General features: G+C 56.0%; 17 protein-coding genes. All 17 read left to right on the forward strand.

Annotation, left to right across the window (positions count from 1 at the left end):
- Positions 1-141 precede the first annotated feature (141 nt).
- On the forward strand, positions 142-1,209 hold the full coding sequence (locus AB7E65_RS07010) for a 3-methyl-2-oxobutanoate dehydrogenase subunit VorB (RefSeq protein WP_072288183.1): 1,068 nt from the start codon (positions 142-144) through the stop codon (positions 1,207-1,209).
- 14 nt (positions 1,210-1,223) lie between these two features.
- Positions 1,224-1,970, forward strand: a complete 747-nt coding sequence (locus tag AB7E65_RS07015; RefSeq protein WP_072288184.1) for a thiamine pyrophosphate-dependent enzyme — start codon at positions 1,224-1,226, stop codon at positions 1,968-1,970.
- Positions 1,971-2,024: 54 nt separating this feature from the next.
- Positions 2,025-2,600 carry a 2-oxoacid:acceptor oxidoreductase family protein gene (locus tag AB7E65_RS07020; RefSeq protein ID WP_072287743.1) on the forward strand — a complete coding sequence of 192 codons (576 nt, stop codon included), beginning with the start codon at positions 2,025-2,027 and terminating at the stop codon, positions 2,598-2,600.
- Positions 2,601-2,621: 21 nt separating this feature from the next.
- Positions 2,622-3,038 (forward strand): DNA polymerase III subunit chi, encoded by a 417-nt coding sequence (locus tag AB7E65_RS07025; RefSeq protein WP_072287742.1) that lies wholly within the window; start codon positions 2,622-2,624, stop codon positions 3,036-3,038.
- Complete coding sequence (locus tag AB7E65_RS07030; RefSeq protein WP_428745539.1) at positions 3,019-3,774, forward strand: RsmE family RNA methyltransferase; 756 nt, start codon at positions 3,019-3,021, stop codon at positions 3,772-3,774. The genes AB7E65_RS07025 and AB7E65_RS07030 overlap by 20 nt, the downstream gene beginning before the upstream one ends.
- Before the next feature lie 48 nt (positions 3,775-3,822).
- Positions 3,823-4,557: an RNA methyltransferase gene (locus AB7E65_RS07035; RefSeq protein WP_428745540.1), complete on the forward strand. Its 735-nt coding sequence runs from the start codon at positions 3,823-3,825 to the stop codon at positions 4,555-4,557.
- A gap of 2 nt (positions 4,558-4,559) precedes the next feature.
- Positions 4,560-5,891, forward strand: coding sequence for a 23S rRNA (uracil(1939)-C(5))-methyltransferase RlmD (gene rlmD, locus AB7E65_RS07040; protein WP_428745541.1), 1,332 nt, complete (start codon positions 4,560-4,562; stop codon positions 5,889-5,891).
- A 119-nt stretch (positions 5,892-6,010) separates the two neighbouring features.
- Complete coding sequence (gene rimP, locus AB7E65_RS07045; protein WP_072287739.1) at positions 6,011-6,499, forward strand: ribosome maturation factor RimP; 489 nt, start codon at positions 6,011-6,013, stop codon at positions 6,497-6,499.
- Positions 6,500-6,575: 76 nt separating this feature from the next.
- A complete protein-coding gene (gene nusA, locus AB7E65_RS07050) occupies positions 6,576-7,796 on the forward strand; it encodes a transcription termination factor NusA (RefSeq protein WP_428745542.1) in 1,221 nt (406 codons plus the stop codon).
- Entirely contained in the window at positions 7,762-8,400 is a 639-nt protein-coding gene (locus AB7E65_RS07055) for a DUF448 domain-containing protein (protein ID WP_428745543.1), read from the forward strand. The genes nusA and AB7E65_RS07055 overlap by 35 nt, the downstream gene beginning before the upstream one ends.
- The gene (infB, locus tag AB7E65_RS07060) at positions 8,393-11,212 is read left to right on the forward strand and encodes a translation initiation factor IF-2 (RefSeq protein ID WP_428745544.1); all 2,820 of its coding nucleotides are present in this window, start codon (positions 8,393-8,395) and stop codon (positions 11,210-11,212) included. The genes AB7E65_RS07055 and infB overlap by 8 nt, the downstream gene beginning before the upstream one ends.
- Positions 11,213-11,226: 14 nt before the next feature.
- Entirely contained in the window at positions 11,227-11,517 is a 291-nt protein-coding gene (locus AB7E65_RS07065) for a DUF503 domain-containing protein (RefSeq protein WP_072287735.1), read from the forward strand.
- Positions 11,518-11,521: 4 nt separating this feature from the next.
- Positions 11,522-11,881, forward strand: coding sequence for a 30S ribosome-binding factor RbfA (gene rbfA / locus AB7E65_RS07070; protein WP_428745545.1), 360 nt, complete (start codon positions 11,522-11,524; stop codon positions 11,879-11,881).
- A complete protein-coding gene (locus AB7E65_RS07075) occupies positions 11,874-12,830 on the forward strand; it encodes a DHH family phosphoesterase (protein WP_428745546.1) in 957 nt (318 codons plus the stop codon). The genes rbfA and AB7E65_RS07075 overlap by 8 nt, the downstream gene beginning before the upstream one ends.
- Positions 12,830-13,753, forward strand: coding sequence for a tRNA pseudouridine(55) synthase TruB (gene truB / locus AB7E65_RS07080; RefSeq protein ID WP_428745547.1), 924 nt, complete (start codon positions 12,830-12,832; stop codon positions 13,751-13,753). The genes AB7E65_RS07075 and truB overlap by 1 nt, the downstream gene beginning before the upstream one ends.
- Before the next feature lie 97 nt (positions 13,754-13,850).
- Positions 13,851-14,117: a 30S ribosomal protein S15 gene (rpsO, locus tag AB7E65_RS07085; protein WP_072287731.1), complete on the forward strand. Its 267-nt coding sequence runs from the start codon at positions 13,851-13,853 to the stop codon at positions 14,115-14,117.
- A gap of 207 nt (positions 14,118-14,324) precedes the next feature.
- A partial coding sequence (gene pnp / locus AB7E65_RS07090; RefSeq protein ID WP_428745548.1) for a polyribonucleotide nucleotidyltransferase occupies positions 14,325-16,376 on the forward strand: 2,052 nt, incomplete at its 3' end.

Below are 16,376 nucleotides of genomic sequence, written 5' to 3' on the forward strand. Positions count from 1 at the left end.
CGCCTTGTGTGCGCGGGTCTGCCCGGATGTAGCGATCACCGTGCTTAAAACCTCTGACAAATAGCATTTCGGCCCTGTGCGGTTTGTACCCGGAAAGAAATGTTTTTTAGTACCCAGGTTTATCGCAGCCAGGAGGTTGTTTTGAAAAAACGTTTATTTGTAAAAGGCAATGAAGCGATCGCCATGGGAGCGCTCGAGGCCGGTTGTCGATTTTATTTCGGCTATCCGATTACCCCTCAGAATGATATTCCGGAATATATGGCGCGAGAAATGCCCAAGATTGGCGGAACCTTCATCCAGGCTGAAAGCGAAGTGGCGGCTATCAATATGGTGCTCGGCGCCGGGGCGGCCGGCGGTCGGGTCATGACGTCCTCTTCCGGGCCCGGCATTTCGCTTAAGGCCGAGGGCATGTCTTTCATGGCCGGTTCCGAGGTTCCCGCGGTAATCGTCAATATCCAGCGTCCCGGCCCCGGTCTGGGCGGCATCGATGTCTCGCAAGGCGACTATTTTCAGGCGGTCAAAGGTGCCGGGCATGGCGGATATCATCTCATAGTACTGGCGCCGCACTCTGTTCAGGAGCTTTACGATCTGACCATGCTGGCCTTCGATCTGGCGGATTGCTACCGGATTCCCGCTCTGATTCTGGGTGACGCCATGCTGGGGCAGATGAAAGAGGCTTTGCTGCCGCATGCCTATCAGCGCCCTGCGGATCTCGCGGCCAAGGATTGGGCGGTTACCGGAAAGCGCGGAAGGACCAAAGGCAATACCATCAAGTCCCTTTATCTTGGTGACGGTGAGCTCGAAGCCCACAATTGGCACCTTCATGCCAAGTACGACTTGCTCAAAGCGCGCGAAACCCGCTGTGAAACCGCCGGACTGGAGGACGCCGAGCTTATCCTGACCGCTTTCGGCGGCGCGGCGCGCATTGTGAAGACGGCTGTCGCAATGGCCCGCAAGGAAGGACTCAGGGTTGGTCTGATCCGCCCGATCACACTGTTTCCATTTCCGGCTGGCGTTTATCGTGAAGCGACCGGTCGTACTCCCAAAGTGCTTTGCGTGGAGCTGAATAACGGGCAGATGGTCGAAGACGTACGGCTGTCATCCGATCCGCGGGCCGACGTAAGGTTTTATGGTCGTCCCGGGGGGACCGGTTCGTTGCCCAATCCCGAGGAAATTTTCGAACAGATCTGCAAGCATTATAAGGACTGATCATGGCTGATAAGATTCAGACGGTATTTCAACGTCCTTCGTCATTGAAAGAGGTGCCTACCCACTATTGTGCCGGTTGCCATCATGGCACCGTGCATCGACTGGTGGCCGAGGCTATCGATCTGCTCGACGTACAGCAGCGTACCATCGGTATCGGGTCAGTCGGTTGCAGCGTTCTGCTGTACGAGTATTTTGATATCGATGTGGTCGAGGCACCCCATGGACGCGCGCCTGCCGTTGGCACCGGCGTCAAACGTGTGCATCCCGACAGTGTCGTTTTTACCTACCAGGGTGACGGCGACCTTGCTGCCATCGGCACCGCCGAAATCATTCACGCGGCCAACCGGGGCGAGTTGATCACCGTTATTTTTCTCAATAACACCACCTACGGGATGACCGGAGGCCAGATGGCACCAACGACTTTGCCTGGCCAGGTTACCACAACTTCTCCGTATGGACGCAGCCTGTCCGTGGAGGGCCATCCCATCCGCATGGCGGAATTGCTCGCCATGCTTGGCGGTACGGGGTTCTCCGCCAGGGTGGCCGTGGATACCCCCAGGCACGTCATGGAAGCTGGCCGTACGATCCTCAAGGCCTTTGAAATGCAGGTCAAAAAGCAGGGGTTTGCTTTTGTGGAGGTTCTGGGAGCCTGTCCTACCAACTGGGGGATGACACCCATCGCGGCCAATGCCCGTGTTGGCGGCGAAATGATGGACTTTTTCCCCCTGGGAGTCTACAAGGACATTACAGCCGGCGGATAGGGCCGGTGACCCGATGTTGTTTCCCTTATCAGTGCTGGAAATGGATGTTACCCAATGAACGATAACGTTTTTATGGCCGGATACGGCGGGCAGGGCATCCTGCTGATCGGCAACCTGCTGGCGTACGGGGCTATTCTCGAAAACAACAATGCCACCTACTTCCCCGCCTACGGTCCGGAAAAACGGGGTGGAGCGGCAACCTGCACCGTGATTGTCTCCGATTCCGAAATCGGCTCTCCGGTTATCGGTCACCCTTGTTCGGCGTTGCTTTTCAACCAGCTTGCCATGGACAAATATTTCGACCGTATCGCTCCGGGCGGGCTGTGCATTTACAACGCGTCGCTGGTTGAGAAGGTGCCGGAACATCGTCCGGAGGTGCGCCTGCTGGCGGTTCCCGCCAATGAACTGGCCGCCGAGGTCGGTAACGCGCGTCTGGTCAACATGATTATTCTTGGCGCATACGCTTACTTGTCCAAAGTTGTCTCCCTTGACAGCCTGAAAGAGGGCCTTGAATACATTCTTCCCGAACGTAACAGGCGGTTCATTCCGGCCAACATCGAAGCTCTGGATCGGGGGGCAGAATTTGCCCGCAAGGTGCAACAGACCGCTGGTAAGCAGGGCGGTTTCTGAACCCATCCGGATGGGTGATAGATGACACGTGTTGAATTTGTTAAAATTCTGCGTCCGGAAAAAGCCAGACACATTTGCGAGTTGGTCGAGGGATTCTATTCGCTTGGCAAACGGGTGCTGGTAATGGTATGCGACGCCAATCAGGGGGTAACCCTGGATCGTTTCATGTGGACCTGGAAAAAAGGTTCGTTCATCCCCCATGTATATGACAACGGCGCCGTCGATTGTCTTGACGAACCAGTCATTATTACGGTAGAAGAGCGCAATCCGAACGGCGCCAAAATTCTGATCATGTGCAGGGGCTGTTCGCAGCAATTCGTGAGACAGTTCGACCTCGCCATCGATTTTGCCGAAGCGTATGATCCTCAGCTTCTGCAGTCCGCGCGTCGCAGGTTTGCTGCTTTTCGGGAGGCCGGATTTGAGGTTGCCATGCGTTAATGGCGGCGGTTCGCAAAGCATCGTGCGGCTGGACCGTGCGATCGTTGTGGAGCAGGAAGTGGCCCTGCCGCCTGAAGCGGTCAGGGCCTTGTCCTTTTGGCGTGCCCGCCCCGGCAGTATCCTGACCGTTGTCGATGGCCAGAATGCCCGGTTTCGTGCGCGGTTGCTGGAAAATAACCGCGTTTTTCCTTTTCAGTCAATGGCAGACCGTACCCGGCCCGTCGTGCCGTTGACCCTATACCAGGCCCTTCCCGAAAAAGAGCGATTCGAGCTGGTGCTTCAGAAATGTGTGGAGTTGGGGGTGCGGCGCATTGTTCCTTACGTTTCAGCGCGGTCCACAACGTTGCAACAACGGGATTCCCGGCAGCGCAAATCCCATCGCTGGCCGGACATCGTGCTGAAAGCCGCCAGACAGTGCCGTCGCGCCGATATCCCACAGCTGGGACCGGTAATGACCTTTGATCAGGTTCTGGCTGAAACGGCCCTGTGGGATGTGGCGGTAATGCTTTATGAGGGTGAGACGGCGGCAAGTCTGCGGGATGTCATACTGCAGCCGGACATCGCCAACGCGGCTTTGCTGATAGGACCTGAGGGCGGCTTTACCCGGCAAGAGGTCATTCAGGCCCGGCATTTATCCGTGTTGCCTGTGAGCCTGGGACCGCTTATTCTGCGCACCGAGACCGCTGCTATTGCCGGCACGGCCGTCATGCAATGGATACTGGGAGCGCTCGAGTGAACAGCTTGAAGCTGATATTTTTGAAATCGCTACATAAAAAGGATGTCGATGAAATCTGAAAATGTTGCGGTGGTGCTTGTAGAACCCCAGGGGCCGTTGAACATCGGCTCCGTATGTCGCGCCATGATGAATTTCGGTTTTTCCGATTTACGACTGGTGAACCCGGTTGCGGATCACTTGTGTGACGATGCGCGCAGGATGGCGGTCAAGGCCTCTGCGCTTCTCGAAGGCGCCTGGATCTTTTCCGACTTGCAATCGGCTTTGTCGGATTGCCGTCTGGCGATGGGGACGACCCGTCGTTTTGGCAAGTATCGCGAAGACTTTCTGCACCCCGACGATGCCGCCAAAGAGTTTGCCTCTGTCACCTTCAGCGGACGGGTGGCCTGGGTTTTCGGGCGGGAAGACAAGGGGCTCGAGACCGCTGAACTCGACCTTTGTCAGCGTTTTGTGACCATCCCCACCGATGATGCCTGCCCGTCGATGAATCTGGCCCAGTCGGTATCGATCTGTTTATACGAAACAGCACGGGCCCGTGCCCGGGCTATCGGAAAAACAGGCGGAAGAAAGACGTTTTCCTCTCTGGAGGTCGTAGAGGGCATGTTTCAGCACATGCGTTCGACCTTGACCGATATCGGGTTTCTGGATCCCCAGAACCCGGACCATATCCTGCGCAGTTTTCGCAGGATTTTCGGCAGAGCCGGACTCAACGACCGGGAGGTGCGCATTTTGCGCGGGCTTTGGAGCCGTCTCGATTGGCTGAACAACCAACGCAGGGATCACTAGAAATGCCGAACCCGGATGTGATCGAAGATCTTTATATCGAGGCTGTTGCCTACGGAGGCAATGGCATCGGTCATTATTGCGGCAAGGTTGTTTTCGTGCCTTTTGTTGCTCCGGGCGACCATGTGCGATGCCGGATCGTTCAGCAAAAAAAACGCTACAGCGAAGCCACTGTGGAAGAAATCATCTCTTCCTCCACCAGGCGCATCAAACCAGCGTGCCCGGTGTTCGGCCTGTGTGGCGGATGTCAGTGGCAGCATCTCGATTACCAGGAGCAGTGTGTCTGGAAAGAACGGATATTCAGGGACTTTGTGGTACGTAAACTGGGCGCCGATCCAGGGGTCGTGCTGCCGATCATGCCCTCCTGCCATCAGTGGGAATATCGCAGTCGGGTGCAGTTCAAATGTCTGAATACGCCGGCAGGCTTGCAGGTGGGTTTTTATCGACGGGGCAGCCACTTTGTGGTTCCGGTTTCACATTGTCCCGTCATTCACCCCGCCTTGAACCGGGCCCGGGAACTGTTTCGTGCCTGGATAGATAAAACCCCCTGGGCAGGGCAGGTGCCCCAGATCGATCTGGCCGTGGATTATGGCGGCCGTGTGCGGGCCGTGGTGCATTGTCTGTCTGGCGATCTCGATGCGTTGAGCCGTCATCTCAAACCCCTTGCCGAGGAAGCGGATTTTGCGCTGTTTGTTCAATCGGGCCGCAAGGAAAATCTGCTGCATGTGTGCGGACCCATGGAATTGATTATTGAGGTGGATACGCCCGTGTTGCGTCTTGGTTACGGCCCAGGCGGTTTTGCCCAGATCAATCTGTCTCAAAATCGTGCGATGGTCCGTGAGGTAATCGCAACCTTGATATCCAATCCTCCCGGAAGGGTGCTGGATCTATTTTGCGGCATGGGCAACTTCAGTCTGCCCGTGGCCAGGCTTGCGCAGCAGGTGATCGGAGTCGAGTCTTATCGACAGAGCATCGAAATGGCACGGCTCAACGCGCGCCTCAACAATATCGATAACGCCCTCTTTTTTGTCGGTGAATCGTTTGGGGCAGCATCCCTTTACGCCGCGGAGGGCGCCATTGATCTGGTGATACTCGACCCTCCGCGCAGTGGCGCTTACGATGTTGCCAGAGAGTTGGCCCAGGTGCGGCCGGAACGAATTCTTTACGTCTCCTGCGATCCGCCGACCCTGTCGCGGGATTTACAGCCGCTGCTGCACAATGGCTATCGGCTGGTCTGGTCCCGACCGTACGATCTGTTTCCCCACACCCATCATATCGAGAGCATAACCCTGCTGGAGAAAGTTCCGGGGGAGGTCCGGGGAGTAACCAAATATTAATTTTTCACTTGCTTTATTCGGTACTTCGTGATAATAGTGCTCTGTCAATTTAGTTCACTGCTGAAAAAGTGGGCCCTTCGCTCACTTTTTTTATTTTAAGTGCCGAAAGTTTGTGTGCGATGAAACAAGAAGCTGTTGTGGAAAAAATTCGAGCGCTGGTTCTGCCCGTACTGGAAGCCAAGGGGCGCGAATTGGTGGATGTTGAATATAGCAGGGAAGGTCAGGGCTGGGTCCTGCGTCTTTATATCGATGAACCTGGCGGGGTAACCCTTGACAGTTGTGTAGAGGTCAGTCGGGAAGTCAGCGTGCTGCTTGAAGTCGAAGACCCCATTGAAACGGCCTATAACCTTGAAGTTTCGTCGCCGGGGCTGGATCGTCCACTGACCCGGCCCGCCGATTACGACCGCTTTGCGGGTCGCCTTGTGCGGGTCAAGAGTCGCGTTCCCATGGAATTGGACGACAAGGGGCGCGGTCGTAAAACCTTTGTCGGTATCCTTGTCGGGCTTCGTGACGGCAACGTTGTTATCGACCTTGAAGATAAAAAAGGGTATCGGGTGGAAATTCCGCTCGAGGATGTGGCAAAGGCCAATCTGGAAATAAAATTCTGATCAAACGCGCAGGCGTTCATCGCATAGGTCCGCCATCGTACGACGGTGGACGCAAAAAACGTCGAGGGGGAACTGGATGTTGGTGAATCTTAACCATATCATTGAGCAGGTCGTCAAGGAGAAGGGGATCGATCGGAGTGTGCTGGTTGAAGCTCTCGAATCCGCCGTGATGTCGGCTGCCAATAAGAAATATCGCAATACCCGGGATCTTGAGGCGCACTACAACGATGACTTGGGTGAGGTCGAGCTTTTCGAGTTTGTAACGGTTGTGGATGAGGTTGTCGATTCCTATAAGGAGATCGATCTCGAAGAAGCCCGCGAAATCGACGAAGAGGTCGAAGTTGGCGACTCCCTCGGCATGAAAATCGAGAGCGGCAACTTCAGTCGCATCGCCGCCCAGACAGCCAAGCAGGTTATTATCCAGAAGGTCCGTGAGGCCGAACGGGAGAAGATCTACAACGAGTTCAAGGATCGTGTCGGCGAATTGGTCAATGGCATCGTGCGACGTTACGAGCGTGGTGACCTGATTGTCGATCTCGGGCTGGCCGAGGGTCTGCTGCCACATCGTGAGCAGGTGCCTCGTGAAAACTACCGGCAGGGAGATCGTGCACGGGTTCTTATTTCGGAGGTGAAGATTTCCACCAAGGGGCCGCAGATTATTCTCTCCCGCACCCACCCGGGCCTGGTGGCTGCCCTGTTCCAGTTCGAGGTGCCGGAAATCGCCGAAGGCATCGTTGAGATCAAGGCGGTGGCTCGCGAGGCCGGCAGCCGCACCAAAATAGCGGTCGCTTCTTATGATCCGGATGTTGATCCGGTCGGTGCCTGCGTCGGCATGCGTGGATCCCGTGTGCAGAATGTTGTTTCGGAACTTCGCGGCGAGAAAATCGATATCGTGCCATGGTCTCCGGATGTCGGACGCTTTGTCTGTGCTTCGCTGGCTCCCGCCGAAGTCACCAGGATCTACCTTGATAATGATGAGCAGGCGCTTGAAGTCATTGTTCCCGATGATCAGCTTTCGCTGGCCATTGGCAAGAAGGGCCAGAACGTGCGACTGGCGGCCAGGCTGACCGGCTGGAATATCGATATCAAGAGCGAGACCAGGGCTGCTGAAGCGGCCAAGGAATCTCTTGAACAGGGCGCTGCGGCAGGCGGTGACGATGCGGCGGCGGAAGCGTCCGGACAAACGGTTGTCGATCCGGATGTTGCCGGCCCTGAAGATGCTCATGCGGCTGTTGAAGAGTCCGTGGAGACAGGCGAAACGAATGAAGAAGGCCCGGCCGACGATTCGGCGATCTGATTCAAAGAGCGGCGCAAGGCACACACCGCAGCGGACCTGCGCTGCTTGCAGGAAGTCCCTTGACCAGGGCTTTTTGGTGCGGTATGTTCTGAGCCCGCAAGGTAATATTGTTGTGGATTACCGCAAAAAATTGCCGGGGCGTGGCGTTTACACCTGCCTGGATTTTGCGTGCCTGGAGATGGCGGTAAAAAAGGGGCAGCTTGCTCGTGCCTTGCGCACAGGCGGTACGTTTTCAGCGGATGCGCTGTGGCGGGAACTGTGCGGTCAGATCCGATCCAGGGCATTCAGTCTGCTGGGGATGGCTCGCAAAGCGGGGCAGATCGTGTCGGGAACACAGCAGGTTCTGTGTGAACTGCAGGCCGGCAGGGATATAGCCTTGCTGGTTTTAGCGGAGGATCTTTCGCCTGCCATGGCAGCGAAAGTTCAGAATGCGGCAAATCGCAACGCGGTTCCCTGCTTTGTGTTTTCCGCCAAGGATCAGATAGGGCATTTGCTTGGAAAGTCGGAACGCGGTGTTGTCGCGTTCAGGAGCGGACCCTTGGCAGGCGCCATCAGGGAAGAGTTGGAACGGTTGAAAAAATTCGCGGGGGAGTTTAATGGGTAAAAAATTACGAGTATATGAATTAGCGCAAAAAATGGGGCTGGATAACAAAGTTGTGCTCGAAAAGCTGCACGAAGCCGGTATCGAGGCCAAAAGCCACATGAGCGTGCTTGACGAAGAGGATGTCGAAAAGATCGAAGGTGCGCCCGCCAAGGTGGAAGAAGTTGAAGAACGGCGCATCACTGCTGGCGTTATCCGCCGTCGACGGAAAGAAGTCCCCGAAGAAGAAACGGCGGCACCCCCCGCATCCGCCGAAGAGCATCCTCAGGCGCAGACTGTTGTTGAGGAACCCGCCCCCGCCGCAGATATCAAGCCCGCTGCCTCCAAGCCCGAGACTCCCGTTGCATCGGTGCCCGAACCGATATCCGCGGATAAACAGGATTCAGGGCCGAGTGAGCCGCTAGATGAAGAACAGGTTTCCGAGCCAGCAAAAGTTGTCAAAGAAGCGGCACCAGTCGCTGAACAGGAAGGTTCCGGCAAGCAGACTCCCGAGTCACCTGCCGCAGCTTCCGAGGCGGGGCCGGTAAAACGCGAACCCGAAGTATCCAAAACGGCTGATAAGACAGAAGGGCAGCCCGAAATGGCTGAAACTCCGGTGACCAAGGATAAAACTAAAGTGGAAAAAGTCACAGCCAACCGTGCAAAGATACTCGGTCGCGTCGAACTTTCAACTCTGTCACCGCCGCCCAAGAGACAGGAGCGTGGAGAGCGGCCTGAACGGGGCAAGCCCGAGAAGGCTCGGCCTGATCGTGCCAGGCCCGCGCGTCCTGCACCGGCTGGCGCCGCTCGGGGTAAAGAAGTCGCGCCCCAGATTGTTGTGCCTTTCGATGGTGGCCCGGCCCCCGACAAGGAAGTTCGTGGGGGGAAAAAGGGTAAAAAATCCAAAAGTGGTGGCTACGACAAGGATAAAGAGGTTGCGGACGGCGGCAAGGGGCGCCGCGGGCGCCGTGAGGTTTACGAGCCGGACCACGACGATCGGCGAGCACGTCGGGGCAAAAAGAGCCCCAAAGTACAGAAAAAAACGGAAGTTACCCTTTCCAAAGCCATCAAGCGCATTATTCGCATCAGCGATGTCATCACTGTCGGTGAGTTGGCCAAGCGTATGGGGGTTAAAAGCAAGGACCTCATTACTGAACTTATGCGCCAGGGGCAGATGGTCACCATAAATCATCCCCTCGATTACGAAACCGCTGCCATATTGGCATCCGAATTCAACTATGAAGTTGAGAACGTGGCTTTTGATGAAGAACACGTGCTGACTGATGATGCCGTCATAACCGATGAAAGCGGCAGTGATGAAGGTGCCATTCCACGTCCGCCTGTGGTTACCATCATGGGGCACGTCGATCATGGCAAGACAAGCCTTCTTGACGCCATTCGTGCCACGAATGTCACCTCCGGTGAGGCTGGCGGTATAACCCAGCACATCGGCGCATACGATGTCACCGTGAATGGCAGAAAGATCACCTTTCTGGACACCCCGGGTCACGAGGCGTTTACCTCGATGCGGGCGCGGGGCGCCAAGGTTACCGATATCGTGGTGCTTGTGGTTGCCGCCGACGATGGTGTTATGCCCCAAACCAAGGAAGCCATCAATCACTCCAAGGCGGCCGGCGTTCCGATCATTGTCGCCATCAACAAGATGGACAAGCCCGACGCCAATCCTGATCGTGTCAAGCAGGAACTGACCGAATTCGAAATGGTCCCCGAGGATTGGGGCGGTGATACTATTTTTGTCGAGGTTTCGGCAAAAACCACAGCTAACCTCGACAGCCTTCTCGAAATGATTCTTCTGCAGGCGGAAGTTCTGGAGCTGAAGGCAAACCCCCACAAGCGCGCCAAAGGCGCCATCGTCGAAGCCCGTCTGGACCGGGGCCGTGGCCCTGTCGCGACGGTTCTGGTGGAAGAAGGTACGCTGCGCATTGGCGACCCCATCGTGTCCGGACTGCACTATGGGCGGGTTCGTACCATGACCAATGACCGCGGCGACCGATTGGAAGAGGCCGGACCGTCCTGCCCGGTCGAAGTTACCGGTCTGTCGGGCACGCCGGTTGCCGGAGATACCTTCCACGCCGTAGAGAGCGAAAAAGTGGCCAAGGACGTCGCTACCCACCGTCAGCGCAAAATCCGGGAGCAGGAATTGGCCACTACCAGCAAAATCTCCCTGGAGCAGCTCTATGCGCGCTTGCAGCAGGGTGAAGTGCAGGAACTCAAGGTTATCATCAAGGCCGACGTGCAGGGTTCCGTGGAGGCGGTTCGCGACTCTCTGCTGAAATTGTCCACCGATGCCTGCCGCCTGGTTGTTATCCATACGGCGGTCGGCGGCATTAACGAGAGCGACGTTTCACTCGCCTCCGCTTCCGATGCCATCATCCTCGGTTTCAATGTGCGTGCGGAGGCGAAGGCTGCTGCCTTTGCCGAAGAAGAAGGTGTCGACATCCGTTTCTACAATGTCATCTACGATGCGGTTAACGACATTCGCGATGCCATGGAAGGTCTGCTGGCGCCCACTCTGCGTGAAAAAGCCCTCGGCAAGGTCGAGGTTCGCGAGACATTCCACGTATCCAAAGTGGGTACCATCGCCGGTTGTTACGTCACCGACGGCAAGGTGCTGCGCAATTCCCAGGTGCGACTGATTCGCGATCATGTGGTGATCTGGGAAGGTAAGCTGGCTTCGCTCAAGCGATTCAAGGACGATGCCCGCGAAGTTCAAAGCGGTTACGAGTGCGGCTTGAGCCTTGAAAATTACAACGACGTCAAGGTCGGGGACATCATCGAAGTGTTTGAAATGGAAGAAGTCAAGACCTCCCTCTGATAGAGGCAAGCGGCATGGTCGTCGGTGTCCTGAGAGTCGAGTTGCACATCCATGGTCCACAAAGCCTGAAACAGAAACGCTCTATCGTCAAAAGCCTGCTTGGTCGCTGTCGATCGCGCTTTCCTGTGAGTTGCGCTGAAGTGGACCATCACGAACTCTGGCAGCGAACGACTCTCGGTTGCGTCGTGGTTGAACAGGATGAAGCCGCTGCAGACAGGATTTTGCAGAAGGTTGTTGCCGAGCTTGAGCATTGCGCTGTTGCCGACCTGTGTCGGCAGGATATCGAATTCATTCATTATAGGTAGAGAATTGGAACACCCGAGACCCCATCGCGTTGGCGAGCAACTGCAAAAAGAGATTTCGGCCCTGCTGCTCAAGGGGCTGAAAGATCCCCGTGTCGGCTTCGTGACCATCACCGCCGTCGATGTGACACCGGACATGCATCTGGCGCGGGTTTTCTACACCGTCTACGGCACCGACAAGCAAATTGCCGATACCCAGGCCGGCCTCAAAAGCGCCGTACCTTTTCTGCGGCGTGAACTCGGCCGCCGGATGCGCATGCGGTACGTACCCGATCTGGTTTTTGAATTCGACAAATCGCTTGAATACGGCAATCGCATAGACAATCTGTTGCGCACCATCAACGAGGGACAGTCCAGCGATGATTGACGCAATTCTTCGGGCTATCGGACAGGGGCGGACGTTTCTGGTCGCCTCCCACGCTCATCCCGATGGAGACGCGGTCGGATCAACCCTCGGACTGGTGAATTGTCTTCGTGATCTCGGCAGGGAGGCGGTGGCTTTTAACCTCGATAACGTTCCTGCCAACTTTGCTTTTTTGCCTGGAGCACAAAGCTTGCTGTGCAGACCGGAAGACCTTGGCCGGTACGATGTGGGATTCGTTCTCGATTCCGGTGAACTGTCACGGGCCGGAAGTTTTCTCCCTCTGCATTGCCGGCAGGTGATCAGTATCGACCACCATCCATGCTCCGAGCGTTTTGGCGATATCAATTATGTCGATGAACAGGCCTGCGCCACCGGTGCTCTTGTTTATCGCATCATTCACGCGGCCGGGTTTCCGGTGTCTGCTGACGTTGCTCTGTGTCTTTACACCGCCATATTGTCCGATACCGGTTCTTTCCGCTATTCCAACGCCAATCCCGAAGCTTTTCAGATCGCGTCATCGCTGGTGGCCTGCGGGATTTCGCCCTGGTATGTGGCGGAGAACCTTTACGAAAGTCGCCCGGCTGAGCAACTCAGGTTGCTTTCCATTGTTCTGGAAACCCTTGCAATTTCCCCTTGCGGACGGTTTGGATCGGTGTGTGTGACTCGCGATATGCTGCAATCCGCGGGCGCAAAACCTGAAGACACCGATGGCCTTATCAACTATCCCCGTTCGGTTCGCGGGGTCGAGGTGGCTTTGTGTTTCCGCCAGACTGATGATGACCGGTTCAAGGTCAGTTTTCGGTCAAAAGGCAAGGTTGATGTCGGTGCATTGGCTCGAGGTCTCGGTGGCGGCGGGCATCACAATGCTGCCGGTGCTACCGTCGATGGGGACATCGGTCAGGTAAAGTGCCAGGTTTTCGCGCGTCTCAACGAACTTCTCCCGCTTTCCTGATGAATGGTCTACTGATAATCGATAAGCCGCAGGGAATGAGCTCTCATGCGGTGGTTGGAAAGGTGCGCCGGCTTTTCGGTCTTCGCAAGGTCGGGCATGCCGGAACCCTTGATCCTCTCGCCACCGGTGTGCTTGTGGTGGCCCTCGGACAAGGCACCAGAATCCTTCAATTTCTTCTCGAGGAAAACAAAACCTACCGCGCCACACTCAAACTTGGAGCCGTGACCGATACCCAGGATAGCGAAGGAATGGTTTTGTCCGAGGCCGAATGGTCCCATCTGGGAGAAGCCGAGATTGCCGCTGCATGTCAAGCCATGGTCGGCACCCTGGAACAGGTGCCTCCCATGTACTCGGCCATCAAACAGGGTGGTGTTCCGCTCTACAAGCTGGCCCGGAAAGGCATGGAAGTCGAACGGCAACCCCGATTGGTGATGATTTTCAGCCTTGGTCTGGTTTCGATCCGTCCGCCGGATGTCACCTTCGAGGTACACTGTTCCAAAGGCACCTACGTGCGCACCCTATGTCACGATATCGGGACCAAACTCGGCTGTGGCGCCTACCTGACAGCTCTGCGGCGCTTGACAAGCGGGGCCTTCAACGAAACCGAAGCCGTGAGCCTTGATACGATAGAACAGACCGCTCCGCAGGAGCGAGGGCGATTTCTGTTGTCGCTTGGCGATGCACTCAGGGGCTATGCCGCGGTTTTTCTTCGGGAGGAGGGCGTGCGAAAATTGCGCTATGGCATCCCGCCCACGCTGGACATGGTGGAAAAAAACGTCGAAATTGAAGAAGGCACCATTGTGCAGTTGCTCGGTCCTCTCGGGCCCATGGGCATGGCGCGCTTTGCTCCTTCCCGCGGACGTGAAACACGGGGTGATTTTGAACTTCTAAGGGTCTTCAATGATTGCGATGGGGGTGAATAGCGCTTTACACTGACGGGCAACTATGGTAATAAGATTACGCTTTATATCGTTATAATAAGTATTTAGATCGAATTTTAACATGAAAGGAGGTGGCAAGGTGCTGGCCACTGATAAAAAGCAGGAACTCATCAATCAGTATAAACGTCATGAGGGTGATACGGGTTCGCCTGAGGTTCAGATTGCTCTGCTGTCAGAACGCATTACCTACCTGACCGAGCATTTCCGTACCCACAAGAAAGACCATCATTCCCGTCGCGGTTTGCTGAAGATTGTCGGGCAGCGTAGGCGTCTTCTGGACTATCTGAAACGCAATGATGTCGAACGTTACCGTGCAATCATAAAAAGCCTCGGTATTCGCAGGTAGTACAGGGCAGCAAGCTTTCCGCCGAGTCGGGAGGCCTGCTGCCTGAGTTTTTTGTATGCTAATGGAGGTTGTCCGGCGAGAACGGCTGGTCCGCATTAAAAGAGCGGCCGTTGTCTCAGGCCAGTCTCCTTTAGCCTTTTTAAGACGTGAATCATTGTCAAAGCTCGCGGTTAGCTCGGAACCGCCAGTCAAACAAAGGAGTACAATTTGGCTTATCAAAAGGTTGAATGTCAGTTCAACGGGCAGACCCTGACCCTTGAGACAGGCAAGATGGCCCGCCAGGCCGATGGCGCAGTCGTCATAACTTATGGCGATACCAAGGTGCTGTGTACGGCGGTCAGTGCCAAACAGATGCGGGAAGGTCAGGGGTTTTTTCCGCTGACCGTCAATTATCAGGAAAAATTCTACGCAGGCGGCAAAATCCCAGGCTCATTCTTCCGCCGCGAAAGAGGGGCAAGTGAGCGTGAGACGCTGGTCTGTCGTCTCATCGATCGTCCCTTGAGGCCTCTGTTTCCCAAGGGATACATGTTCGAAACGCAGATCATGCCGACCGTGATCTCGGTTGACGAACGGAACGATCCCGACACTCTGGCCATGGTCGCTGCATCCGCTGCCGTCGCCATCTCCGACATCCCCTTCAATGGTCCGGTGGCCGCGGTACGCGTGGGACGGGTGGAGGGCGGTTTTGTCGCCAATCCGACCATCGAGCAGCGTGCCGCAAGTGACATTGATATTATCGTGGCCGGTTCCCGCGACGCGATCATCATGGTTGAGGGGGAGACACGCTTCATTACCGAGCAGGAGATGCTCGATGCCCTGTTTTTTGCCCATGAGGCACTGCAACCGCTACTGGACATCCAGTTGGAACTTGTAAAGGTTGCCGGCGTGGCCAAACGTGAATTTGTCGTTCCGCAGGTCGACCCCGCCATTGTCGACAGGGTTGCCGGATCGGCCACGGAGCGTCTTGCCGCAGCTGTGCGGATTCGGGCCAAACAGGATCGCTATGCTGCCGTCGCTCTTATCAAGGAGGAGGTGGTCGCTACCCTGGCGGAAGAATTCGAGGGGAAGGAATCCGAAATCAGCGAAGCCTTCGGGAATCTGCAGAAGCAGATGGTGCGGCAGATGGTGGTTCGCGACAAGGTGCGCATCGACGGTCGCGACAAGGATACCATACGTCCCATTACCTGTGAAATCGGCATTTTACCGCGGGCTCACGGTAGCGCTCTCTTCACTCGGGGGGAAACCCAGGCACTGGTTGCCGCCGCGCTTGGTACGTCCAGGGACGAGCAGCGCATGGATAACGTGCAATCGCTTGAATTCAAAAAGTTCATGCTGCACTACAATTTCCCTCCGTTCTGTGTTGGCGAAACCAGCATGCGGCTGTTTCCCGGTCGTCGGGAAATTGGTCATGGCATGCTTGCCGAGCGTTCCATTTCACAAGTGCTGCCCCTGCATGATGACTTTCCGTATACGCTGCGTGTGGTCTCTGACATTCTGGAATCCAACGGTTCTTCCTCCATGGCCAGTGTCTGCGGTGCCTCCCTCGCATTGATGGATGCCGGAGTGCCGATCAAAGAAGCGGTTGCAGGAATCGCCATGGGACTCATCAAGGAAGGCGACGATGTTGTGGTGCTGTCGGATATCCTTGGCGACGAGGATCATCTCGGTGATATGGATTTCAAGGTCACCGGTACCCGCGACGGGATTACCGCTTTGCAAATGGATATCAAGATTGGCGGAGTCAGCAAGGAAATCATGCGCCAGGCCCTGGAACAGGCGCGCGCCGGACGGATCCATATCCTTGATAAAATGGTGGAAGCTATAGCGGCCCCGCGGGGCGATTTGTCTCCCTATGCGCCGCGCATCACCACGATCCATGTCAAACCCGACCAGGTGCGTACCGTCATCGGCCCGGGGGGTAAAAATGTACGCAGCATTATCGAGGCCACCGGCTGTGCCATCGATATCGAGGACGACGGCCGCATCAATATCGCTTCGTCCGATGGCGATGCCTGCAAAACCGCCATCAAGATGATCAGGAATCTGACCCAGGAAGCCGAAGTGGGCAAGCTTTACATGGCCACGGTTAAAAAAATCATGGAATTCGGCGCCTTCGTGGAAATATTCCCTGGCACCGAAGGCCTTGTGCATATTTCCGAACTGGCCAAGGAACGTGTCAAAAACGTTACCGATATTCTCCGGGAAGGGGACCAGGTTCTGGTCAAGTGCCTGGATATTGATCGCCAGGGTAAAATCAAA

The organism is Syntrophotalea sp., from assembly GCF_050253115.1.
Taxonomy (GTDB): Bacteria; Desulfobacterota; Desulfuromonadia; order Desulfuromonadales; family Syntrophotaleaceae; genus Syntrophotalea; species Syntrophotalea acetylenica.

Excerpts from the sequence above, each read along its gene's own strand:
- AB7E65_RS07020 (WP_072287743.1), top strand. The coding sequence starts at position 2,025 with ATGAACGATAACGTTTTTATGGCCGGATACGGCGGGCAGGGCATCCTG.
- AB7E65_RS07025 (WP_072287742.1), top strand. The coding sequence starts at position 2,622 with ATGACACGTGTTGAATTTGTTAAAATTCTGCGTCCGGAAAAAGCCAGA.
- AB7E65_RS07035 (WP_428745540.1), top strand. The coding sequence starts at position 3,823 with ATGAAATCTGAAAATGTTGCGGTGGTGCTTGTAGAACCCCAGGGGCCG.
- rlmD (WP_428745541.1), top strand. The coding sequence starts at position 4,560 with ATGCCGAACCCGGATGTGATCGAAGATCTTTATATCGAGGCTGTTGCC.
- rimP (WP_072287739.1), top strand. The coding sequence starts at position 6,011 with ATGAAACAAGAAGCTGTTGTGGAAAAAATTCGAGCGCTGGTTCTGCCC.
- nusA (WP_428745542.1), top strand. The coding sequence starts at position 6,576 with ATGTTGGTGAATCTTAACCATATCATTGAGCAGGTCGTCAAGGAGAAG.
- AB7E65_RS07055 (WP_428745543.1), top strand. The coding sequence starts at position 7,762 with ATGAAGAAGGCCCGGCCGACGATTCGGCGATCTGATTCAAAGAGCGGC.
- infB (WP_428745544.1), top strand. The coding sequence starts at position 8,393 with ATGGGTAAAAAATTACGAGTATATGAATTAGCGCAAAAAATGGGGCTG.
- AB7E65_RS07065 (WP_072287735.1), top strand. The coding sequence starts at position 11,227 with ATGGTCGTCGGTGTCCTGAGAGTCGAGTTGCACATCCATGGTCCACAA.
- AB7E65_RS07075 (WP_428745546.1), top strand. The coding sequence starts at position 11,874 with ATGATTGACGCAATTCTTCGGGCTATCGGACAGGGGCGGACGTTTCTG.
- truB (WP_428745547.1), top strand. The coding sequence starts at position 12,830 with ATGAATGGTCTACTGATAATCGATAAGCCGCAGGGAATGAGCTCTCAT.